General features: G+C 63.4%; 18 protein-coding genes. 7 read left to right on the top strand and 11 right to left on the bottom strand.

All coding sequences use genetic code 11. The features are described from left to right. Positions 1-3: 3 nt before the first annotated feature. The 3 genes from NLM27_RS21705 to NLM27_RS21695 form a co-directional block, all read right to left on the bottom strand. Positions 4-1,218: an exo-alpha-sialidase gene (locus NLM27_RS21705; protein ID WP_254145254.1), complete on the bottom strand. Its 1,215-nt coding sequence runs from the start codon at positions 1,216-1,218 to the stop codon at positions 4-6. Next, on the bottom strand, positions 1,215-2,651 hold the full coding sequence (locus NLM27_RS21700) for a sodium:solute symporter family protein (protein WP_254145253.1): 1,437 nt from the start codon (positions 2,649-2,651) through the stop codon (positions 1,215-1,217). The genes NLM27_RS21705 and NLM27_RS21700 overlap by 4 nt, the downstream gene beginning before the upstream one ends. Positions 2,652-2,885: 234 nt before the next feature. Further along, a complete protein-coding gene (locus tag NLM27_RS21695; RefSeq protein WP_254145252.1) occupies positions 2,886-3,608 on the bottom strand; it encodes a DUF72 domain-containing protein in 723 nt (240 codons plus the stop codon). A 92-nt stretch (positions 3,609-3,700) separates the two neighbouring features. On the opposite strand from NLM27_RS21695, the gene NLM27_RS21690 reads away from it, so the two are divergent. Continuing rightward, on the top strand, positions 3,701-3,910 hold the full coding sequence (locus tag NLM27_RS21690; protein ID WP_254145251.1) for a hypothetical protein: 210 nt from the start codon (positions 3,701-3,703) through the stop codon (positions 3,908-3,910). Between the two features lie 10 nt (positions 3,911-3,920). Here NLM27_RS21690 and NLM27_RS21685 read toward each other — a convergent pair whose 3' ends face one another. From NLM27_RS21685 to NLM27_RS21655, 7 genes are all read right to left on the bottom strand, one after another. Then, positions 3,921-5,069 carry an amidohydrolase gene (locus tag NLM27_RS21685; protein ID WP_254145250.1) on the bottom strand — a complete coding sequence of 383 codons (1,149 nt, stop codon included), beginning with the start codon at positions 5,067-5,069 and terminating at the stop codon, positions 3,921-3,923. Between the two features lie 186 nt (positions 5,070-5,255). After that, entirely contained in the window at positions 5,256-6,344 is a 1,089-nt protein-coding gene (locus tag NLM27_RS21680) for a mandelate racemase/muconate lactonizing enzyme family protein (RefSeq protein WP_254145249.1), read from the bottom strand. A 187-nt stretch (positions 6,345-6,531) separates the two neighbouring features. Beyond that, complete coding sequence (locus tag NLM27_RS21675) at positions 6,532-7,725, bottom strand: M20/M25/M40 family metallo-hydrolase (protein WP_254145248.1); 1,194 nt, start codon at positions 7,723-7,725, stop codon at positions 6,532-6,534. Positions 7,726-7,758: 33 nt separating this feature from the next. Next, complete coding sequence (locus NLM27_RS21670) at positions 7,759-9,006, bottom strand: MFS transporter (protein ID WP_254145247.1); 1,248 nt, start codon at positions 9,004-9,006, stop codon at positions 7,759-7,761. A gap of 103 nt (positions 9,007-9,109) precedes the next feature. Continuing rightward, positions 9,110-9,301: a hypothetical protein gene (locus NLM27_RS21665; RefSeq protein WP_254145246.1), complete on the bottom strand. Its 192-nt coding sequence runs from the start codon at positions 9,299-9,301 to the stop codon at positions 9,110-9,112. Beyond that, positions 9,298-10,416 (bottom strand): PepSY domain-containing protein, encoded by a 1,119-nt coding sequence (locus tag NLM27_RS21660; protein WP_254145245.1) that lies wholly within the window; start codon positions 10,414-10,416, stop codon positions 9,298-9,300. The genes NLM27_RS21665 and NLM27_RS21660 overlap by 4 nt, the downstream gene beginning before the upstream one ends. Before the next feature lie 21 nt (positions 10,417-10,437). Then, positions 10,438-12,681 carry a TonB-dependent siderophore receptor gene (locus NLM27_RS21655; protein ID WP_254145244.1) on the bottom strand — a complete coding sequence of 748 codons (2,244 nt, stop codon included), beginning with the start codon at positions 12,679-12,681 and terminating at the stop codon, positions 10,438-10,440. A gap of 187 nt (positions 12,682-12,868) precedes the next feature. On the opposite strand from NLM27_RS21655, the gene NLM27_RS21650 reads away from it, so the two are divergent. Next, on the top strand, positions 12,869-13,546 hold the full coding sequence (locus NLM27_RS21650; protein WP_254145243.1) for a TetR/AcrR family transcriptional regulator: 678 nt from the start codon (positions 12,869-12,871) through the stop codon (positions 13,544-13,546). Positions 13,547-13,581: 35 nt separating this feature from the next. On the opposite strand, the gene NLM27_RS21645 is transcribed toward NLM27_RS21650, so the two are convergent. Then, entirely contained in the window at positions 13,582-13,866 is a 285-nt protein-coding gene (locus NLM27_RS21645; protein WP_254145242.1) for a hypothetical protein, read from the bottom strand. Between the two features lie 349 nt (positions 13,867-14,215). Between NLM27_RS21645 and NLM27_RS21640 the strand changes: the two genes are divergently transcribed. The 5 genes from NLM27_RS21640 (at position 14,216) to NLM27_RS21620 (ending at position 22,946) form a co-directional block, all read left to right on the top strand. After that, on the top strand, positions 14,216-15,457 hold the full coding sequence (locus NLM27_RS21640; RefSeq protein ID WP_254145241.1) for an efflux RND transporter periplasmic adaptor subunit: 1,242 nt from the start codon (positions 14,216-14,218) through the stop codon (positions 15,455-15,457). 1 nt (position 15,458) lies between these two features. After that, complete coding sequence (locus tag NLM27_RS21635; RefSeq protein ID WP_254145240.1) at positions 15,459-18,641, top strand: efflux RND transporter permease subunit; 3,183 nt, start codon at positions 15,459-15,461, stop codon at positions 18,639-18,641. Positions 18,642-19,264: 623 nt separating this feature from the next. Then, on the top strand, positions 19,265-21,517 hold the full coding sequence (locus tag NLM27_RS21630; protein WP_254145239.1) for a TonB-dependent siderophore receptor: 2,253 nt from the start codon (positions 19,265-19,267) through the stop codon (positions 21,515-21,517). Positions 21,518-21,588: 71 nt separating this feature from the next. Beyond that, positions 21,589-22,755 carry a PepSY domain-containing protein gene (locus NLM27_RS21625; RefSeq protein WP_256569999.1) on the top strand — a complete coding sequence of 389 codons (1,167 nt, stop codon included), beginning with the start codon at positions 21,589-21,591 and terminating at the stop codon, positions 22,753-22,755. After that, positions 22,752-22,946, top strand: coding sequence for a hypothetical protein (locus tag NLM27_RS21620; RefSeq protein ID WP_254145238.1), 195 nt, complete (start codon positions 22,752-22,754; stop codon positions 22,944-22,946). Before NLM27_RS21625 ends, NLM27_RS21620 begins: the two co-directional genes overlap by 4 nt. The last annotated feature ends 85 nt before the right edge of the window (positions 22,947-23,031 follow it).

Below are 23,031 nucleotides of genomic sequence, written 5' to 3'. Positions count from 1 at the left end.
TCCTTAGTCCCGCGCCGTGCGCGTCACCCACGGTTCGCTCACGCGCACGTACTTGATCGTGCGGCGGTGGAAGGTGAACGCGGTGTGGATCGCGCCGTCGGCGGTCTGCTTGACCGAAGGATAGGACAACTCGCGATTGGTCTGGTCGCGCGAATTGTTGGTCATGCAATAGCCGTCGCCGGTCTCGACGTTGCGCCTGGTCCAGCTCCGTCCGTCGTCGGCCGAAACGGCCAGTGTCATCGGCGCCCGCGGCGCGCCCCAGAACGCGGTGCGTCCGTCCGCCTTGCTGCCGTCGCCGGCGAGCACGGGCGGCAAATCGTCCTCGATCTCGTCATAGAGCGAGAGGCGGCGTCCGGTTGCGTCCCTGGCGCTGGAATCGTTGAAGACCAGTGCGAGATGTCCGTTGCCGAGCCGCGTGAGCTGGATCGAGGAATTGTTGTTGGGAAGCACGGTCGTTTCAGGTGTCGACCAGGTGCGGCCGTGATCTGAAGACCTGCTCTGGTAGATGTTGTCTGCCCAGCGGCTGCGGAACAGCGCGAGCAGCGAGCCGTCGTCGAGCCGGACGATGCTCATATGCACGCAGCCGCGGCTGCCGGGCACGTCGACATCGCGCCAGGTCGCGCCGGCATCCGACGAGAGCTTCACCGCGCTGGTGTCCTCGTCGCCGTTCCACTTGCGGCCCGGCGTGCTGTGACAATAGAACACCGGCAACAGCCAGTCGCCATTGTCGAGCACCACGATCGGCTGCCGGATGAAGGTGCCGCGGCCGCGATGCTCAGGAAACAGGGTCTCGATCGGGCCCCAGCTCTTGCCATTGTCGCGCGAGAGACGGCGGCGGATCAGCGCGGTGTCCTGGTTGCCCGCCAGTTGCGCCGTCCACATCAGCCACAGCGTGCCGTCGGGGGCGGGAAACAGCACCGGGTTCTGCTCGGAACGTCCCGCATCGTCAGACAGCTTCTCTGCCGGCGACCATTGCGTGGCGCCGCGGGGAAGGCGTGAGAAATAAACCGAGATGTCCGACATGCCCTCCTGCGTGCCGCCGAACCAGACGCAGGCGAGATCGCCATTGGCGAGCGGCATCAGGTTGGCGGCGTGATTCTGCACGCAGGGCGAGGGAATGAAGGCCTCGAACCGGTCGGAATCGCCGGCGGCCGGGCGAACGATGCCGTCGGCCGCGATCTCGATGTCGCTGATCGCGATCTCGGTCTCGATGATCATGTCGAGGTCCTTTCAACGAATCCGTTCGGTTGCACCGCCTGCGGCGTCGCGGTCGCGGCGCCGGCGCGGCCAAGCACGAGGCGCTCGATCGCCATCACGATCAGCGGTGTCGCCGCGGCCACATACATGTTGTCGATGCCGAAGGGGTTGCCGAGCATGTACCAGACCGTGGTCGAAAGCGCGGCGCCGATCAGGCCCGCGGTCGCGCCACGATTGCTCGCGAACAGCGGCAGATAGAATCCCATCATCGCTATGATGGTGATCGACAGGCGCAGCGCGCGCGTGAAGAACGACAGCTTTAGGATCTCCGGTACGAAGAAGACGAAGACCAGCGGCGCGATGCCGATCGCCACAGAGAACAGGCGCGTCATCTTCAATTCCCGCTCCGGCGTCGGCTTCCAGTAGGGGACGTAAAAGTCGCGCACCACGAGCGAGGCGATCGCGAGCGCGACGGTGCACACGCTGACGAAGATCGAGGCGACCAGCGAGGTCGTCACGAAGGCGGAGGCGAGCGGCGGCATCTTCTCCAGGAACACCGGCAGCGCGTAGAGGCTGTTCATGTCAGGATAGAGGTGTTTCGCGGCGACGCCGATCAGGGCGAGCAGGAAGCCGAGCGGCAGGCAGAACGCGGCGGCGTAGAAGGTCGCCTTGCGGGCGTCGTCGGCGCTCGGCGTCGAGGAGATCGCCTGGACGATGAATTGGGTCGAGAAGATCGCGCCCACCGTTCCGAAGGTCCAGGCGAAGATGGTCGCAAAACCGATCTTGCCGTCCCAGGAGAAGTAGTATGCGGGCAGCTTGGCCTGCATCGGCGCAACGCCGCCGGTCAGCGACATCGCGACCGCGAAGATGATGACGATGCCCACGACCTTGATGGCGCTGTGCAGGATCGTCACCCAGGCGACACCCTTCAATCCACCGAACACGTAGTAGAAGGTGCTGACCACGGCGATGATGCACATCGCAACCGGCAGGCTGACATGCAGCGCGGTGGCGATCGCGGCCGCGCCGCTGATGTAATTGCCGACGTTCACCAGCAAGAGCGCATAGATCATGATCACGGAGACCGTGAGCATGGTCGACTTGCCGTATGTCTGCGCGATCGCGGCCGAGATGGTGTATTCGCCGGAATTGTACAGCTTTTTCACCATCAAGAACCCGAACAGCAGGAAGCCGATCGAGGCGCCGAGAACGGCCCATCCGGCCGCCATGCCTGATTGAAACGCCTCCTGCGCGGTGCCGACGGTCGACTTGGCGCCGACGAACTCGGACATCATCAGCACACCGACGACGACGGCCGGCATCGCGCGCGCGCCGGTCATGAACTGCTCGCTCGTCCGGCTGCGCAGCTTGAGCGTAAGCCAGGACGTGAATGCGATGTAGGCGACGATCATCGTGACGATAAGCGTGCTCTCGCCCGTGAGGATGGCTCGCATCGTTGAGGTTTCCTCTGGTGACCCGGACGCGGTGTTGTGAGCCCGCTCTGTCCGGTAAAGCAATGTTCGGAATGCGAACAATTGTTGTTAAATTCCATTAGAGCCCTTAGAACGCTTTCCGTCAAGCGCACGGGCGCGCGGCCGGCGGAACGTGCGCGGTCGGCGGCGTCTGTTCCACTTCGTCGACGGTGGTATCGAGGGAGCGGTGGATTGCGGCGAGCCGGCGTCGTCTTGCTACAGCAATTGCTTCAGCGTCTGTGCATCGGCCGGCGCCGCGCTCTTCTGGTCGTTGTCGAAATAGACATAGACGTCACAGCCCTGCCGCTTCCAGGACTTGATGCGCCGTGCCCATTGCGCGAGCGTGACCTTGCTATAGTGCCCGTGATAATGGCCGCTCGGCCCGTGTCCGCGCACGTAGACGAAATCCGCCGTGCGCTTCCATGGCGCCGGCGCATTGTGATGGTCGGACAGACACAGCGAGATGTTTTCGTCGGCCAGCATGCGCAGGATGCGCGGCTGATACCAGCTCGGATGACGGAATTCGAAGCTGTAACGTCGTTTCCTCGACAACAGTTTGAAGAAGGATGCGAGGCGGTCCGCATTGGCCTCGAATTGCGGCGGCAGCTGGAACAGGATCGGGCCTAGCTTGCCGCCGAGTCGCGAGATGCGATCCTCCAGCAGTTCGAGGCTGTTGACGGAACTGTCCGACAGGCGCTTCCAATGCGTGATGAATTTCGACGCCTTCCAGGCGAAGACGAAACCGCGGCCGGTCTGCTCACGCCATCCCTTCACTGCATCCGGCGTCGGCGTGCGATAGAACACGCCGTTCAGCTCGGTGGTGTCAAACTGTCCGGCGTAGTAGCGCAACTGCTCTTTCAGCGGCAGGCCCTCGGGAAAGAACGGCCCCCGCCAGGAATCGTAGTGCCAGCCGGAGGTGCCGATCAAAATGCGCGCCATGTTTCACGTGCCATCCGTTGCCATTTGCCGGAAGGAACGTCCGTGCGACCGATACGTTGCTCGTGAGCTTGATCAACCCAGGACCGGAACCGATGTACGCGCTGTTCGAAGGCAACAAGCAGATCGGCGATCCCTTTCCCACCGAGAAAGAGGTGTGGGAAGCCGCCTTGATCGAGGGATTGGTGTCCGACGTTCCCGTCGCGGATGAGGGCCGGCTTGTGCCTGCCGGATATCACGTCGAGCGCATCGACGAGGCGTTCGAGCCGCGGCCGGGCTGGAAGCTGCCGCGCGAGATCTCCTGAATAGGCGCGCCTAGTTCGACGCCAGCGCCGTCTTGGCGACCTCGGCCATCCAGCCCGAGGCCACTGGGAGGATCGCATCGTTGAAATCATAGCGCGGGCCGTGCAGCTCCGCGCCGTCGCGCAAGGGCCCGTTGCCGATCCAGACGAAGGCGCCCGGCCGCTGCTGCAGATAGAAAGCAAAATCCTCGCCGGCCATGCTCGGCGCAAGGTCGCGCCGCACCGGAGCCTGCACCTTTTCCGCGGCGATGCGGGCGAGGGCCGCTTCCGCCGGCGTGTTGACCACTACACCCACACCCATGACGATCTCGGGCGTGACCTTGAGGCCAAAGCTCGTCGCAATCCCCGCGCATGTACGCTCGATCCCGTCGAGGATGGTGCCTTTGACCGCGTCGCGATGGTATCGCAGCGTGCCGCGGATCACGACGCGTCCGGCGATCTGGTTCGGCGCGGTGCCGCCTTCGATCGTGCACAGCGACAGCACGGCAGTGTCGAGCGGATCGACACAGCGCGAGGTGATCGATTGCAGTGCCACGATTAAATGGCCGGCCGCCATCACCGGATCGCGCGTCAGATGCGGCATGCCGGCGTGTCCGGCATGACCGTCGATGGTGATGGTGATGCGCCCGCCGGAGGCCATGACGACGCCGTCATGCACCGCGATGGTGCCGGCGGCAAGGCCCGGCCAGTTGTGGAAACCGAACACCCGCTCCATTGGAAAACGATCGAACAGCCCGGCCCCGACCATCGCGCGCGAGCCACCAAAACCTTCCTCGGCCGGCTGGAAGATGAAATCGACCGTGCCGCTCCAATCGGTGTCGGCGGAGAGCAGGGCTGCTGCGCCCAGCAGTGAGGCGGTGTGTCCGTCATGGCCGCAGGCATGCATCACGCCTGGTGTTGTCGAAGCGTAGCGCAGGCCGGTGTCCTCGCTGATCGGCAGCGCATCCATGTCGGCGCGCAGGCCGACCCGGCTCCGCGCATGCCCGCGCGTCAATGTTGCGACGATGCCGTGCCCGCCGAAATCCGCCACGAAGGGAATGCCGAGCTCGGTGAGCCTGTCCTGCACGAAGGCCGCGGTGGCTTTTTCCTGGAGCGACAATTCAGGATGCGCGTGCAGGTGCTGGCGCCACGCGGTCAGTTTCTGGTGCAGCTCGGGGGTCAAGATGGGCGTCTTTCACAAGTGTCGACTGGCCTACAATAGACAAATCTCGTGCCATTGCATCCAGTCACCGGCGAATGCCTCGCGTGCAGCTCCGTCGTCATGGCCGGGCTTGACCCGGCCATCCACGCCTTGCTTGCCGCACGGAGAACGTGGATGCCCGGGACGAGCCCGGGGCATGACGGAGCCCTACGGTGCCAGCTTCGCCAGCCCCTTCCAGTCAAAACCGATGCCGTGGCCGGGCCTATCAGGCGCGCGCGCCATGCCGTCCTTCAGCACCAGCGGATGCTCGATATATTTGTCCAGCCCGAAACCGTGCGCCTCGAGATAGGAGCGGTTCGGGCAGGCCGCGAGCAGGTGCACGGTGATGTCGTGCGCGCCGTGGCTGGTGACGGGCAGGTTGAAGGCCTCCGCCAGCCGCGCGATCTTCATGAAGGCAGTGACGCCGCCGCAATTGGTGACGTCAGGCTCGGGATAGGATACCGCGCCACTGGCGATGTAGTTCTTGAATTCCCACAGCGAGCGCAGATTCTCGCCCGCCGCGATCGGCACGCCGCCGGCCTGCATGATGCGCGCGTGGCCGGCGACGTCGTCGGGGATAACGGGCTCCTCCAGCCAGGTAAGGTCATAAGGGACGAAGGCGCGGGCGGCGCGGATAGCTTCTTCCACCGTCCATTTCATGTTGGCGTCCGCCATCAGCGGAAAGCCGTCGCCGAGATGCTGTCGCATCGCCGCAACTCGCGCGACATCCGATTTGAGATCGGGCCGGCCGACCTTCATCTTGATGGCGCGAAACCCTTTTGCGAGATTGCCATCGGTCTGCTTGAGCAGCGCCTCGACCGAGAGATCGAGGTCGATGCCGCCGGCATAGCAGGGCACGTGTGCATCGAAGCCGCCGAGCAATTGATACAGCGGCAATTTCGCGCGTCGCGCCTTCAGATCCCACAGCGCGATGTCGAGCGCGGACAGCGCCAGCACCGCCGGCCCGCCGCGGCCGCCATAATGCAGGCCCCACCAGACATGATGCCAGATCGCCTCGGTGTCGTCGGCCTCGCGTCCCTCGACCAACGGCGGAATCTCGCGCTTGAGGATATCGGCGACGGCGCCGCCATTGCGGCCCACGGTGTAGGTGTAGCCAACACCCTCGGCGCCATCGGCATCGCGGACGCGGCAGGTGATCAGCTCGAACGCCGCGATCTCGCCATGGGTCGAGTCCGAGAGCAGGACGGGGAGGGGGATCCGGTAGAGGGCGGATTCGATATTCGCGATGCGCGGCATGTGGCCTCCCTATTTTTCATTTTGGTTCGTGTTCGTAGGGTGGGTTAGCCCGCGGCTGCGCGAAAGTGCAGTCCGCTGGCGTAACCCACCATGCTTCCGCGTTTGCCGAACGAAGTTGGTGGGTTACGCCGCGCGAACTGCGCTTTGCACAGTCGCGGGGCTAACCCACCCTACGAGAGCAACATGCTCACCGCATCATCGCGAGCTGCACGGCCAGCGCGCAGGCGCGATCGTATTCGTCGAGATTGATCCATTCGTCGATCGTGTGCGCCTCGTTCTGCCCTGCGCCGAAGGTCACGGTCGGAATGCCGTGGCGAACCATCCAGTTGGCGTCCAGCCCGCCATTGGCGGCGCGCACGTTCGGAGTTCCGCCGACCGCGGACACTGCCTCGATCGCGCGTTTGACGACGGGCAGGCTCTCCTTCATGCGGAACGGATAATAATCGGTCTCCGCCTTGAACTTGACCTTGCCGGACTTGCCTTGCGTGTTGGTGACCTTCTTGGCCGCCTTCTCGAACGCGGCCTTGTAGGCCTTGGTGATCTCCTTGAAGAATTTTCCGTCATGGCTGCGGCTTTCGCCGCGCACATGGACGTAATCGGTGACGACATTGGTGGCATCGCCCGCGGGGCGGCCCTCGCCGCCAGTGACGGGGCCGACATTGCTGGTGCCTTGCTTCTTGCCCTTCACCACCTTGCCGAACCAGCCGCCGGCCTTCACTTCGGCCAGCGCGAGCGCCATGATCATGGTCGAGGAGATGCCGCGTTCCGGCGCGACGCCGGCATGCGAGGCGCGGCCCATGATCTCGACGGTCCAGCGATCGGCGCCGACGGCGCCGACGATGACGTTGGAGGCCGAGCCGCCGTCATAGTTGAACGCCATCACCGGCGCGCCGAGATCGTCGAGCTTGACGTGGCGCGCGCCATAGAGCCCGCTCTCCTCGCGCACGCAGAACAGAAGCGTGATCGGCGGATGGTCGAGCTTCTGCTTGGCAAGCTCCGCGGCCAGCGTCACCAGCACGCCGCAGCCGCAGCGATTGTCGCCGCCGAGCGCGGTCTTGGCCTCGTTGACGATCTTGCGGCCCGACTTCTTCGGCTTGGCGCCGGCGCAGAGCGGCACGGTGTCCATGTGGGTCATGAACATGATGCGCGGCTGGTTGTGCAACGCGCCGCGGCCGGGCAGGTCGACGATGAGGTTGCCGGTCTCGGTCGGCACCGGAATGCGGCTGTTGGCGTCATCGAGGCGGATCGCCTTCGCCGGCACGCCGCTCTCCTTTAGAGCAGCGGTGAGCTCACGCCCGATTGCCGCCTCCTGTCCGGTCACGCCCTCGACGGCGAGGAAGCGCATGAGGCGGTCGGTGGCGGCTTTGGTGTCGACGGGCATGAGTGATTCCTTTGGCGAGCGGGGCGCGTCATCCTAGGGGCTTGGCGAGGTGTAAGCCAAGAAGATCAGCACGCCGACTGCCAGCATGGCAGCCATGAACAGCAGCACCGCCGGCAATCCCGCGAGCGCCGCCACCGCGCCGGTGACCGACTGCATCAAGGCCGCGCCGAGGAAGAAGGCGAGGTTGACCGCCGCAAGCGCCTTGCCCGCAGTCTGGGCATCGACCAGCTGCCGCGACATGCCGAACAGCAGCGGCTGCGCAGAGGTCGCAAGGCCAATGAGCACGAACAGCACGAGGTCGTATTGCGGCGGCATCACGGGCAGGCCAAACAGCACGGAGACTGCATAGTGCGGCGCGCCGAGCGCCATCAGCGCCACCAACAGCGCCCCGGCCATATGCGTGCCCGCCACCAGCGCACGGCGGCGGCCGATCTTGCGGTCTATCATGCCGATGCACAGCGGACCGGCGATCATCGCCAGCGTGAATGCACCGAGCTGGTTGCCGGCCTCGACCCGCGACAATCCCTTGATCTCCATCAGCCAAGGTCCGCCCCACAGGCCGCGCAGCACCAGCGAGGTCGCCAGCGACACCAGCGCGAGCGCGATCAGGCCGCGCAACGGCCGCGACAGGCCGAGCCGGAGCACCTCGATCATCTGCGACAGCGGCGACGACTCGTCCTTGTGCTCGGCCGCCTGGTGCGGCACCAGCGCGAACACGGCGAGCGCCACCGCGACGCCTGCGAGCGCCGAGATGAAGAATCCGGCGCGCCAACCCCAGGCGTCGACCACGAAGGCGAGCGGGCTCGACGACAGCAGCATGCCGATATTGCCGATCGAGAGGATCGCGCCCGACCACAGGCCGAACCGCGCGGCCGACAATTGCTTGGCGGCAAGCGTCATCGGGCACATCAGCATGCCCGAGGTGGCGACGCCGAGCAGCACCTGTCCGACCGCAAAGCTGGCAGGGCCGGTCGCAAATCCCGACGCGATGGCGCCGATCACGGTGCCCCCGAGCAGGCTGAGCGAAACGGGGCGCACGCCGAAGCGATCCATCGCCGCGCCGACCGGGATCTGCGCGGCGGCAAAGGCGAAGGGATAGACGGAGGTGAGGCTGGCGAGGGCCTGCGGCTCCATGTGGAAATCCGCCGCCATGAGATCGAGGCTGACCGCGGGAATGGTGCGCAGCAAGGTCGAGAGCATGTGCCCGCAGGCCAGCGCAAGCAGCGCAAGGATCAGCGCGCGGGTGGCATCTCCCGCTTCTTCCGTGGCAACCGCACTCATCAGCGTCCCGTCCCGGCAAGGATTTTGGCCGGGTTACACGATTGGGAGAGGGGTGCCAATGGCGGGAGAGGCCCTGCGCGCGCAGGGCCGACCAGACGGGATGTCAGGGGTCCGCACGCGGTGGCATCAGGCCCCGAGCGAGGTAATAGAGGCTGAGAGCGCCGGGAACAATCAGCATTCCCCACGACAGCGCCCACCAGATGCCGCCTTCGCCGATCAGCGCGGCCAGCAGGCCGAGCAAGGTCACAAGCGCCAGCAGCGCCGGGATCGCCCACAGCGTCGGGCCGGGCGTCATCGAGCGAGCTCCGCCGTCGCCGTCCTCATCCCGGCACCGATGCGCCGCTTGGCGAGCCAGAGATAAAGACCGCTGATCAGGATGATGATGGTGACGATATCGAGCACCGCCCAGATGATCTTCAGCGGCAGGCCGCCGTAATCGCCGAAATGCAGCGGCTGCGAGACGAACAGCGCCGTTGCGTACCAGGGCATGTCGCGCACGGCGACGACCTCGCCGCTCGCCGCGTCGATGATGGCGGGCTTGAGAATGCGGCTCGTCAGCGGCGTATCTCCAGTCAGGAACGCTGCGTAATGGTTGGGCGTGGAAAACGGGCTTCCTGGAAAGGCGAGGGTCGTCACCGTCATATCGGGCACGGCCGCGCGAATCCTGGCTAGCACCAGGTCGACCGGCGCCTTGCGATCGCTCGGCGGCCGTCCCTGGCTTTGCGCCGCCATCTCCATCAACTGGTTCGACTGCCACATCAGCTCGATCGGCGCGGCCAAGGTGTTGATCACGCCGGTCAGCGAGACGATGCCGAACCAGACGAGGGTGATGATGCCGAGCAGATTGTGCAGGTCCAGCCAACGGAGGCGGTTGCCGTGTTGCCGGCGCACCTCGCCGAATCCGCGGCGCCGCGCGAACGGGCCGTAGAGCACCATGCCGGAGACGATTGATGCGACCAGCAACAGCCCCATCCCGCCGAGGAACAGCATGCCCTTGATGCCGGCGAACAAATCGGCATGAAGCCGCAGCATGACGTAGATGAAGCCCTCGTTGGGCTGGTCGATCGTCAACGCCTTGCCGGTCCGGATGTCGAACACCTTGTAGAAGAAAGTATCGGGCGCAGCCGTCACGCTGGCGGCGGTCGGTATCTTCACGATCGGTTTCTCGCGATCGTAGAACAGGTACGGCACGATCTCGCCCGGGCGCTCGGCGAGCGCCTGGGCGATCATCGTGTCGACGGACGCGCGGACGTCGGGATCTGCGACCCTATCGAGCGTGGGATTAGGTCCCAGCTCCTCATGGAAAATGAGGGGCAGGCCGGTGAGACACAGCAGCAGCGCAAAGATCGTGCAGATCAGGCTGCTCCATTTGTGAACCCACGACCACCGTCGCAGCCGTCTCGCTCTCATGATGAGGACAACATCATGCGATCACCATCGATAGCGCAGGCCGGCGAGCGCGAGGCGGCCGTTTCCAAACTGGCAATAGAAGTTCGAGCTGCAGCTCGTGTAGTAGCTCTTGTCGAACAGGTTGGTGACGTTCAGCGTCAGTTCCGCGCCCTTCCAGGCCCGCACGAGATTGACGAGCTCGTACCGGACCGCGGCGTCGAACACGACATATCCCGGCGAAACCAGGCTGTTGATGTCGTCTCCATAGGAGGGACCGACCGAGCGGACACCGCCGCCGATCGTCAAACCTGCGAGGCCGCCGGTCAGGAAGCTGTAATTGGCCCAGAGCGATTCGAAATGCGTCGGCACCGCCTGCGGGCGTTTGCCGATCGCGGTGAGGTCGGTCGAGCGAGTCACCTTGGTGTCGAGGAAGGTCGAGGCCGCGATGATCTCGATGTTTTCGGTCAATTTTCCGCGCGCTTCCAGCTCGATGCCGCGCGAGCGGATCTCGCCCTGCTGCACGCTGAAGCCCGGCACTGCCGACGGCGTCAGCGTATTCTGCTGGCGCAGGTCGAACACGGCCGCCGTGAGCAGCATGTCGACAAAGGCAGGCTTGTATTTCAGACCGCCTTCGTACTGCTCGCCGGTCGTGGGCACGAAGGGCTGGCCATTGCTGCCGACGCCAATGGTCGGCTCGAACGACGTCGAATAGCTGACATAGGGCGCGAGGCCGTTGTCGAAGAGATAAAGGAGACCGGCGCGATAGGTCTGCTTGTCGCTCTCCTGCGACGTCTTGGTCAGCGAGATGCGGTTGTCGTTGTTCTGCTCGGTCCAGTCGTGCCTTGTGCCCAGCGTCAGGCGGAAGCCGCCGAATTTCATCTGGTCCTGGACGTAGATTCCGGTTTGCGACAGCGACTGGTCGTTGTTGATGAACGGGAACAGCGTTCCGACCGGCTGATAGTAGACGGGATTCACGACGTCGAGCGAGGTCGCACCGCCGAATTGATAGAGCCACGAGCTGTGCGCGTTCTGCTGGTCCCAGCCGGCGAGCACGGTGTGCTCGACGGCGGAGGTCCTGAAGTCGAAGCGCAGGCGGTTGTCGGCGGCGATGCCGTCGGCGCTCTCGATCGACCGGATCGCCGCGCGGGGGATCGTGCCGGCCGCGGTCAGCGGGCCGGCCATTTGCAGCGACTGGAAGTCGGTGTCGACCTTCGAATAGCGCAGCGCCGAATGGAAGCTGACGACGTCGTTCAGCCGGCGGTCGAACACGTATCCGACGCCCGATTGCTCGCGGTCGAAACGATCGAAGCCGGGATCGCCGATGTTCAGATTGCGATTGAGATACGGCCGATACGCTGCCGGAGCCAGCGATTGCGGATAGAGCGAGTTGAAATAGCCGCCCTTCGGGTCGCGCTGGTAGAAGCCCGACACCGTGAGCTGCGTGTCGGCATCCGGCCGCCAGGTGATCGCCGGCGCCACACCGAAGCGCTGCTCGTCCACACCGTCGTAGCGCGTGCCGGACATCCGGCCGATCGCGCTGATACTGTAGAGCCATTGATGCGCGGCGTCCAATGCGCCCTGGCTGGTGATGCCACCCTGGACGCGGCCGTAGCTGCCGCCCTCGATGCGCGCCTCGTTGTAGGGAATATCGCTCGGCTGGCGGCTGACCAGGTTGACGAGACCGCCGGGGTTGATCTGTCCGTACAGGACGGCCGAAGGACCCTTGATGACCTCGATGCGGTCGAGAAGGAATGCGTCGATCGAGGTCACCGCAAAAGCCTGGCCGCGCGGCAGCTTCAACCCGTCGAGGAAGCTGACGAAATTGGTCGAGGTGCCGAAGCCGCCGATGCCACGCAGGAACACGCTGTCATAGCGGGTCGTTGCGTCGCGTTCGGAGAGGACACCTGCGGTGTATTGCAGGGCATTGCCGACGGTCTGCGGGTTCTGCACGTCGATCTGCCTGCGCGTCACCGTGCTGACCGATTGCGGCGTCTCCAGCACGGGCGTGGATGTCTTCGTCGCCGTCGACTGGTTGGTCGCGACCATCTGATCGCGGGTGTCTTGCCGGACCGCCGGCGATGACGCTGCGCCGGGCCTGGCCTGCGCCGGTGCGTTGGAATTCGTGCGCGCCCGGGCACTGCGCCGCGTCGCGCTCTGCTGACGCTGCGACGTCACATTGGTTGCCGCGCGCCGGCCTTGCGGCGCGTCCACGGTCACCGGAGGCAGCGTCGAGTTCTGCGCCAACGCCGGCGCGTCCACCGCAAGAAAGGCAGCCGATCCAAGCAAAAACGCCGCACCTCGCAGAACTCGCTGCGATCCCCCGATCATTTCCATTTCAAAACCCCACCCAAAGCTGATGAACGGGGTTAAAACAAAACGGGACGGAACTGTCCAGTTATGCGGTTGGCATTTTCGAGTATTTAGAACTATTAAAAGTCGAGCAGGGCGATTCCGGGATCGCGCAGGGGAAGGCATGAAGCAGGCAGTCAAGACCGGCAAGCGCGCGAAGAGGCGCATCGGGGAAAGCCGTGGCGGGCGGCCGACCAAGGCGGAGGCGCAGGCGATCGAAGACCGGATTCTTGCGGTTGCCGCGGAGTTGTTCGCGCGCGACGGCTACGCCGCGACCTCCATGGAGCGAGTCGTCTCGGAATGCGGTGCCGGCAAGGACACCATCTACCGGCGCTATCCGTCGAAACGCGCGATCTTCGGTGCTGTCCTCGAGCGAAGCCGCCGGCGGATCATGATGCGTCTTGCCGATCTCCAGGTCAGGCAGTCGAGCCAGCACAGCCTCGCGCAGCTCAAGGAGCTCGCGAGCCTTCTGCTCGACATCAACCTCGATCCGGAGCTGGTGGCCTTCAAGAGGATCGCCGCGAGCGAGAGCCTGTTTGCCCCCGGAAGCGACGCCGAACCAGAGCCGGACGCGATCATGTCGCTGCTGCGGACGTCCGTCACGAAAGCCCAGGCCGACCGGCATATCGTTGCGGGTGACGTCAATTTCCTGACCGACTTTCTCATCAACAGCATCATCGTCGGTCCGACCACGCTCGCAATGTTCGGATACAAGCCGCTCGCCTCGCCCAAGGAGCGCAAGCTGTACTTCGAGAAGGCCTGGAAGCTGTTTCTCGGCGGGGCTTCTGCCGGGCGAGGATAGATGCGCATGCCGTCTTCCGCTTCGACGGACGCTGCCTAGTTCCTGCACTCCAAATTGTGCGGGCACAAGTTCGATTGCTCGAGCTTGGAAAAGTCCTCGGTCGCAACGAAGACGAGAAGCCCGAGCAGGACCATCGCTGCGATGTTGGAGCGCATGCTGGCGCCGTGCTCTGCGGCGCGGCGATGTTGCTCGAACTTCGTGAGGTCGAGCAGGCGAAGGATGTTGTCGGACCGCACATCGTCGATCGGACCGCTGCCGTCTCCTGATCGCGTTCGGAACGGTATGACATTTCCCCGACGGCTCGGCTGTTCTGCCTTCATCTTGCGCCTCGTTCCCATCAAGCAGCGCTCGCTGAATTTCAATGATAGAGCCTGACGTAGGACGAGCGCTCCTTAAATTCCCCGATCGCTGGTGCAATTCAGCGTGATGCTACGGGCAATCTCTCGCGCCTGTATACATATCGTTTCTGTCTGTTTCTGCTTTTCCTTCGTTGGATTTTTTCGCCTCGGGTAACTGCGTCGTCGCGACGGGCGAACATGACGGTTTGTACAGAATGTCGCACGCAATCGTTATTTTGACGTCGGGATTTTGTTCGCAATACTTTCAGTTCAAAGCAGCAGGTTCACCTGCAAGCAGTCGGTTCACGCGAAGGCAGGTACGAAGAGTTAGATGGCGATCAATCTGACACGGCGACCGAAGCTCAGTGCAGCACTGTTCGGAATCCTTGCACTGGCCGCGGTGGCCTACGGCTTGTGGTATGAGCTTCTCGGGAGCGTCAAGCCCGTCGAAGCGGCCGCCCAAGGCACGTCAAACCAGGCAGCGGCGAAGATCCCGGTGACCTCGTTCGAGGTGAAGAAGACCGACTTTCCCGTGCACATCTACGGTCTCGGTGTCGTCTCACCGTTCAGGACGGTGACGGTCAAGAGCCGTGTCGACGGTCAGATCACGAAGGTGTTCTTCAAGCAGGGTCAGATGGTGAAGGAGGGCGATCCGCTTCTTCAGATCGATCAACGTCCCTTTACCGCGGCCCTGGAGCAGGCGGTGGCGAAGAAGGCCCAGGACGAGGCCAATCTGAAGAACGACCAGTTGAACCTGGAGCGCTTCCAGAAGCTCGCGAAACAACAATTCGAGACGCAGCAAAATCTCGACGCCCAGCAGGCACTGGTCGATCAGATGACCGCGCAGATAAAGGGCGATCAGGCCGCCATCGACAATGCGCAGACCAATCTCGGCTATACCTCGATCAAGGCGCCGATCAGCGGGCGAACCGGTTTCCGCCTGGTAGACCCCGGCAACATCGTGCATGCCGCCGATACGACGGGGATCGTCACCATCGCCCAGCTGCAGCCGATTGCCGTGCAGTTCACGGAGCCCGAAGAGCAATTGCAGGCGATCGACAAGGCCTATGATTCCGGCGAGGTGCCAGTGGAAGCGTTGACCTCGGACGGAACCAGGACGCTGTCGCAAGGCAAGCTCGTGATCATCGACAATTCCGTGAACCAGGCCACCGGAACCATCAGTCTGAAGGCGCGCTTCGACAACAAGGACAACGCGCTGTGGCCGGGTCTTTCAGTCACCACGCGGATGCTGATTGACACGCGCAAGGACGTTATCGTCGTGCCGCAGGATGGCGTGCAGCACGGGCCGTCGGGATTGTTCGCTTATGTGATCGGCGACAATGGCAAGGTCAGCGCGAGGCCGATCAAGGTCAGCCAGAGCGGCGATGCGAATGCCGTGGTCTCCGAAGGCCTGAACGTCGGGGACAGGATCGTGGTCGCCGGGCAGTCGCGCTTGTTCGACGGTGCGCTGGTCGACGAGAAGCCGCTGGTCGCTAGCGCCGCGCCGACGACGGATGCGAGCGCCTCCGTCGCGCAGACCAAGAGCGGCAGCAAGACCGGATCGGCTGACTGACATGGCTGGCGGCATCTCGGCTCCCTTCATTCGCCTCCCCATCGCGACATCGCTGTTGATGGTCGGCATCGTCTTTGTCGGGATCATCGCCTATCCGCAATTGCCGGTGGCGCCGCTGCCGGAAGTGGACTTCCCCACCATCCAGGTCTCCGCCAATCTTCCCGGGGCTGATCCTGAGACGATGGCGTCCTCGGTGGCGCAGCCGCTCGAATCGCAATTTGCGCTCATTCCCGGCGTCTCGGAGATGACGTCGCAGAGCCAGACCAGCTCCACCCAGATCGTTCTGCAGTTCGATCTGTCGCGCAACATCGACGGTGCCGGATCCGACGTGCTCGCCGCCATCAATGCGGCGAGCGGGCAATTGCCCAAGAACATGCCGACCCCGCCGACCTACAGAAAGGTCAATCCGGCGGACTCGCCCATTCTCACGCTCGGCGCCACGTCGACGACGCTGCCGATGACGCAGGTGTCCGACGAGACCTACACCAAGCTCGCGCAGGCGATCAGCCATATCAGCGGCGTCGGCCAGGTCAGCGTCGGCGGACAGCAGGCGCCGTCGATCCGTGTCCAGATCGACCCCGCCAAGCTGGTCGCCAAGGGCCTGTCGCTGGAGGACGTGCGCGCCCCGCTCTCGGTGATATCAGTCAACAATCCCAAGGGAACGCTCAACGGGGATACCCGCACCTATACGGTCTATGCCAACGACCAGTTCACCAAGGCGGAGGCGTGGAACGATATCGTCATCGCCTATCGAAATGGCAGTCCCGTCCGTGTCGGCGACATCGGTCATGCCGTGAGCGCACCGCTGGACAACACCCAGTACGGCTGGGTTGACGGCAAGCCCGGCGTCTTCCTGGTCATCTTCAAGCAGCCCGGCGCCAATGTCATCGACACCGTCGACAACGTCATGAAGCAGCTGCCGCACCTGCAGGCGGGCATCTCGCCCGCCATCAAGGTCTCGGTGCTGTCGGACCGAACGCAGACGATCCGCGCGGCCGTGAAGGACGTGCAGTTCACGCTGCTGCTGACGATCGGCCTCGTCGTGATGGTGATCTTCGTCTTCCTGCGCAGCGTCTGGGCCACCATCATTCCGTCGATCACCGTGCCGCTCGCGCTGCTGGGCGCCTGCGCGCTGATGTGGATGGCCGGCTATAGCCTCGACAATCTGTCGCTGATGGCCCTCACCATCGCGGTCGGCTTCGTGGTCGACGACGCCATCGTGATGCTGGAGAACATCACCCGCTACATCGAGGAAGGCGAGAGCCCGATGGCCGCCGCGATCAAGGGCGCCGGCGAGATCGGGTTTACGATCATCTCGATCTCAGTCTCGCTGATCGCGGTCCTGATTCCGTTGCTGCTGATGAGCGGCATCATCGGCCGCCTGTTCCGCGAATTTTCGGTGACGCTGGCGATGACGATCGCCGTGTCGGCCCTGGTGTCGCTGACGTTGACGCCGATGATGGCCTCGCGCTTCCTGAAATCGCACGACGAGGAGCATCACGGCAGGCTCTACATGCTCAGCGAGCGGATGTTCCAAGGGCTCGTGAACGGCTATGAGCGCGGCCTCGATCTCGTGCTGCGCTTCCGCTTCGCCACCTTGATGGTATTCTTTGCGACCATCGCGTTGACGGTCTACCTCTTCGTGATCATCCCAAAAGGGTTCTTTCCGCAGCAGGATACCGGGTTGATCACTGGCATCGTCGAGACGTCGCAGGATGTGTCTATCGCCGACATGGCGAAGCACATGCAGGAGATCGGCACGATCGTGCTGAAGGATCCCGCGATCGACCACATGGCGATGCGGATGGGCGGAAGCGGCAATACGCTCAACGACGGCACGATGTACATCACGTTGAAGCCGCGCGATGAGCGCACCGCCTCGGCCGATCAGGTCATCCGGCGCCTGCAGGCCCAGACGGCGAAGGTTCAGGGCGCGCGTCTCTACCTCCAGTCGGCGCAGGACGTTCGTGTCGGCGGCCGGGCCTCGCGGACGCAATTCCAGTTCACCCTGCAGTCGACCGACATCGATCAGCTCAACGCATGGGCTCCGCGGCTGCTCGCCAAGATGAAGGAGATGCCCGAGCTGCGCGACGTCGCTTCAGATCAGCAGACGTCGGGCACCACGCTGACGCTGTCGATCGACCGCAATCAGGCGGCCCGTTTCGGGATCACCCCCGACGTCATCGATGCGACGCTGTACGACGCATTCGGGCAGCGGGAAATCGCGACCTATTTCACCCAATTGTCCACCTATTATGTCGTCCTCGAGGTGCTGCCCTCGCTGCAGAAGAATCCGTCCACGCTGGAGCAGATCTACCTGCGTTCGCCGACGACGGGGGGCGAAGTGCCGCTGTCGGCGTTCACCAAGTGGACAACGGTTCCAGTGCGTCCACTGGCCATCAACCATCAGGGCCAGTTTCCGGCGGTGACGATCTCCTTCAACCTCGCTCCCAACATCGCGCTCGGGCAGGCGACGCAGGCGATCGATGCAGTAGAACGGCAGATGAACGTGCCGGCCGCCATCACTTCCACGTTCGCGGGCACGGCGAAGGCATTCCAGGAGTCGCTCTCCTCGGTGCCCTTGTTGATCGTGGCGGCGCTGATCGTGGTCTATCTCATTCTCGGCGTGCTCTATGAAAGCTACATTCACCCTCTGACGATTCTGTCGACCCTGCCGTCGGCCGGCGTCGGCGCCCTGGCGACGCTCCTCATCTTCCATTTCGACTTCAGCCTGATCGCGCTGATCGGCCTCGTCCTGCTGATCGGCATCGTCAAGAAGAACGGCATCATGCTGGTCGACTTCGCGATCGTGGCGGAGCGGGATCAGGGCCTGTCGCCGGTTGAGGCCATTCGCCGGGCATGCCTGCTGCGCTTCCGTCCGATTCTGATGACCACGATGGCGGCCGTGCTGGGCGGCGTGCCGCTGATGCTGGGCCACGGGACCGGCTCGGAGCTCCGCCAACCGCTCGGCTACGCCATGGTCGGCGGTCTCCTGGTCAGCCAGGTCCTGACGCTCTTCACCACACCGGTGGTCTATCTTTATCTCGACCGTGTCTCGCAATGGCTCAATCCCAAGCCACATGCGGAAGGCGATCGTCAGGACGAGGATGTTGTCGATAGCGACGACTTGGACATCGTCGACAGGATTCCCCGGAAGACATCCAAGGTTCTCGCAGCCCAGTAGCTGTTCAAGATCGGCCCGGAACTGGTGGCGTGCGCGGCGCCCTCAGGCCTCGAACGAGGCAATAGAAACTGCATACGCAAGGCGCGGCCAGCTTCGTCCACGACAGCGCCCATCAGACACCGCCTTTGCCGATCGGCGTTGCCAGCAGGCCGAACAGTGTCACAAGCGCCAGTGGCGCCGGGATAATCCAGAGCGTCCCAGTCGCACCAATGACCCGCCTTCAGTGATGATCGATTTCCCCCTGCTGAGGCAACCGAAGTCGGATCGAGAGTCACTACGTCGAGGACACAACATTAGAACTGTTCTTATTTTTCTGGCGCAGCAGGGACAGCTTGTCGCAGCTGTCGTGCCAAAAATATCACAGGGCGTGGTCAGCGGCGCCTTCTTAAATCTATTCTAGATGCCACGGCAGTGCGCCCCTTCGGTCACTCGGATATGGCAGCAAAGGTCATATTTCTGGGTGTATCAAAATGCGTTTATTTAAGACAATGGCATCTCGCGCCGTTTTGGTAGGCGCTACGAGTTCGGTCATCCTTCTCTCCGAAATTCCGAGCGAGGCATTCGCGCAACAACAGGCGCTGCCTCCCGTAACCGTTGAAGCGCCGAAGCCGTCTGCTCGTCCCGTGCAGCCGGCTCGTCGGGCCGCACGCACCGCGGGGCCAACACGCCGAACCGCGGCCCCAAGGCAAGTTGCAACTCCGGAAGCGGCAGAGCGTAGTGGTGTCGGCATCGAACGTGCCAACGGCCCGGTCAACGGGATCGTCGCGCGGCAGAGTGCGACCGGAACCAAGACCGACACGGCGATTCTCGATACGCCGCAATCCATCGCAGTCGTGCCCCGACAGCAGATTGAGCTACAGGGCGCACAGACGATCGCCGAGGCCATTCGCTATACATCGGGCACGCAAGGTCAGTTATACGGCGCAGCATCGGTGTTCGACACCGAGGTCAGGGTTCGCGGCTTCATCGCACCGCGTTATCTTGATGGCCTGCGCTTGCCTTACGACACGACGATCCAGTTCGCTCAACCGCGGACGGAGCCCTATGGGCTTGAACGGATCGAAATCCTCAAGGGACCTGCGTCGGGAATCTACGGCCAGGCGTCCCCTGGCGGCATTCTCAATATGGTAAGCAAGCGTCCGACCACCGAACAGCGCGGAGAGGTCGAGGTCCAGACAGGCAGCTTCGACCGCATTCAGGGCGCCTTCGATGTCTCCGGCCCGATCGACCAGAATCGCGAGTTTCTCTATCGCATCGTCGGCCTTGCGCGCGATAGCGACACGTTTGTCGACAGGAACAAGGAGCAGCGCTACTTTATCGCGCCGAGCTTCACTTGGCAGCCCACCACAGACACCAGCCTGACGGTATTGGCCAGCGCTCAACGCGACCGCCTCGATGGTCAGGTCCACCAATATCTGCCGGCCTACGGCACGCTCTTCCCGAACCCGAACGGTCGCATTCCGGTCGGCACCTACACCGGCGAGCCGTCGTTCGACCGGATCGGATACGACCAGGCCATGATCGGCTACGAATTCAGGCATCGCTTCAACGATGTCGTCGAGTTCCGCCAGAACCTCCGCGTTGCGTCGGTCGACATCGACATGTATTCGATGCGCAATGCCGGGACGCTGTGCCCGATCGCGGGCGGCAATGTCGCCTGCTATCTCCCGGGTGTCGTGCCTCCGGTTGATCCTGCGCAGCGCATAACCCTGCGCGATGCAAATTTCGTTGGTGGCAGCACGAAGAACTTCGCCATCGACAACCAGCTGCAGGCAGATTTCAACACTGGCTGGGTGCACCACACGGTATTGGCCGGGCTCGACTACCAGAAGACCACGGTCGATACGGACTACCGCGGGACTTTCCCTGGCTTCCCGATCGATGTCTACAATCCGGTCTACGGCGCGACGCCGCTGCCGACAAAAGCCACGCTGATACCGTTCATCAATACGTCGACGGACAAGGATCAGTTGGGCGTCTACCTTCAGGACCAGATCAAGCTGGATCGCTGGAATCTCGTCCTGACCGGGCGTCATGATCAAGCGTCCGCCGAGACAGCTAACAGGCTGGCAAACGTGATCGTCCCCCAGGACGATTCCGCGTTCACCGGCAGGGTTGGCCTAAACTACGTGTTCGACTTCGGACTGGCACCCTACATCAGCTATTCAACGTCGTTCGAGCCGGTCGCAGGACTATCGCTGACGTCGGCCACGGGGCAACCGTTCAAGCCTACGACGGGAGAGGGAGTCGAGGCAGGCATCAAATACGCCCCGCCCGGCATGCGGATGCTGTTCACCGCTGCGGTGTTCGACATGACGCAGAAGAACGTCGTGGTGAACACGCCGACGTTTGTCCCCTTCCAGGTCGGTGCAATCCGGGTGAAGGGGGTGGAGACCGACTTCCGCGCGAGCATCACGGATAATTTCGACATCATCGCCGGCGGCTCACATATCATCCCGGTTGTCGAGGAGCACATCAATCCTGCCATCGTTGGCAAGGATGTCGCGAGCGTGAACCGCGACAGCGCATTCCTCTGGGGCTTCTACAAGTTTACGGGAGGACCGGTCGCAGGCCTCGGTCTCGGCGGCGGCGTTCGCTACACCGGCGGTTTATGGGGCGATGACGCCAACCTGATCCGGGTCCCTGGCTATACCCTGTTCGATGCCGTGCTCACTTACGACTTCAGCTATTTGAATCGTGATTGGCGCGGTCTCAACCTGCGCATCAACGCAATGAACATCGGCAACACCTATCACGTGACGAACTGCTTCACCGGCCTTGCCTTCTGTGCGCTGGGCCAGCCCCGCACCATCCTGGCGACGCTGAGCTATCGCTGGGGAGAAGCGCCAAAGCCGCCAGTGCTCGTGACGAAGTAGCGGGCTCAGGCGCCGAGGTGCCCAATGGGTGAATGGCCCCCGGCGCCGTGTTGGGACGGAGGAAGAGTCCATTGACGGCAGCAACACGATCTCTTCGGCGATGGGGCATCGTCCACAAATGGACGAGTCTCATCTGCACCGTATTCATGCTGCTCCTGTGCATCACGGGCCTGCCGTTGATCTTCCATGAGGAGATCGACGATGTCCTGCACAGCAGCGTGAAGGCCGCGGAGGTGCCGCCGGGCACGCCGCCGGCCGATCTCGACCGTCTGCTTGCCAATGCGCTAGCAAATGCCGCCGGCAGGGTCCCGCATTTCCTGATCTGGGATCGCGACGATCCCAATGCCATGTTCGTCAGCGTCGGTCCCACGATCACGTCAGATCCGTCGAAGAACACCTTGATCCGGATGGATCTGCACACCGGGGCGTTCCTCGATGCACCCGATGTCACGGCACGCTTCACCTATATCATGCTGAAGCTGCACACGGACATGTTCGCTGGGCTTCCGGGCAAGCTCTTTCTCGGTCTAATGGGCATCCTGTTCTGCACTGCGGTCATCTCCGGGATCGTGGTCTATGCCCCTTCGATGCGAAAGCTAAATTTTGGCACCTACCGTGCACGGCGAACCCGCGTCGTGCGTTGGCTCGACATCCACAATCTCGCCGGCATCCTGCTGGTGGCCTGGACGCTGGTCGTCGGTTTCACCGGGGTCATCAATACCTGGGCCGATCTCGTGCTGAAGATGTGGCAATTCGGACAGCTCGCCGAGATGACGTCCCAGTACCGCGACCGGCCGATCCCTGAAAAGTTGACCTCCCTTGATGCGGCCGTGGATGTCGCCGCGAAAGCCGTCCCTGGCATGACGGTGAGCTTCGTCGCATTCCCCGGCACGGTCTTCAGCAGCAAGAGCCACTACGCAGTTTTCCTGCGCGGTGAAACGCCCTTGACTTCGCGCCTGCTCAAGCCTGCCCTGATCGACGCCGAAACTGGCAAGCTGACGGACACCCGCGACATGCCCTGGTATGTCTCTACGCTCTTCATTTCGCAGCCGTTGCATTTCGGCGACTATGGCGGCATGCCGCTCAAGGTCATCTGGGCCGTTCTTGACGTGCTCACCATCGTCATTCTCTGGACGGGCCTCTATCTCTGGCTCCGCCGACGCAAATCCGGTGTGTCCGTGGAACGGAGCATCGCAAACGCCTCGGCCGTCGAGAACGCCGCATTGAAGCCGTCATGAACTCCCCCAAGGCCGCACGCCGCAACCTGGTGCAGATTTTTTGTGTACCGCTCCTGGTCGCGGTCCTCAGCGTCGTGGGGCTCGTCTCCGCGCTTGTTGGCGACGGTTGGTGGGATACGATGTCGTGGACGGCACTGGGCATTCCGGTCCTGCTCTATTCTGTCTTCATCTGGCGACGAAGGCCGAGCTGATGGTCGGCGATATTGCGTGGATTTCATTGCTGGTTGCGCCCCGCAATCTGCAAAGGCCGGGCGGCCGCGCCCCAGCGAATGACCC

Origin of the sequence: Bradyrhizobium sp. CCGB12, from assembly GCF_024199845.1 — a bacterium.
Classification (GTDB): domain Bacteria; phylum Pseudomonadota; class Alphaproteobacteria; order Rhizobiales; family Xanthobacteraceae; genus Bradyrhizobium.
This window is presented reverse-complemented; position numbering and strand designations above follow the sequence as displayed.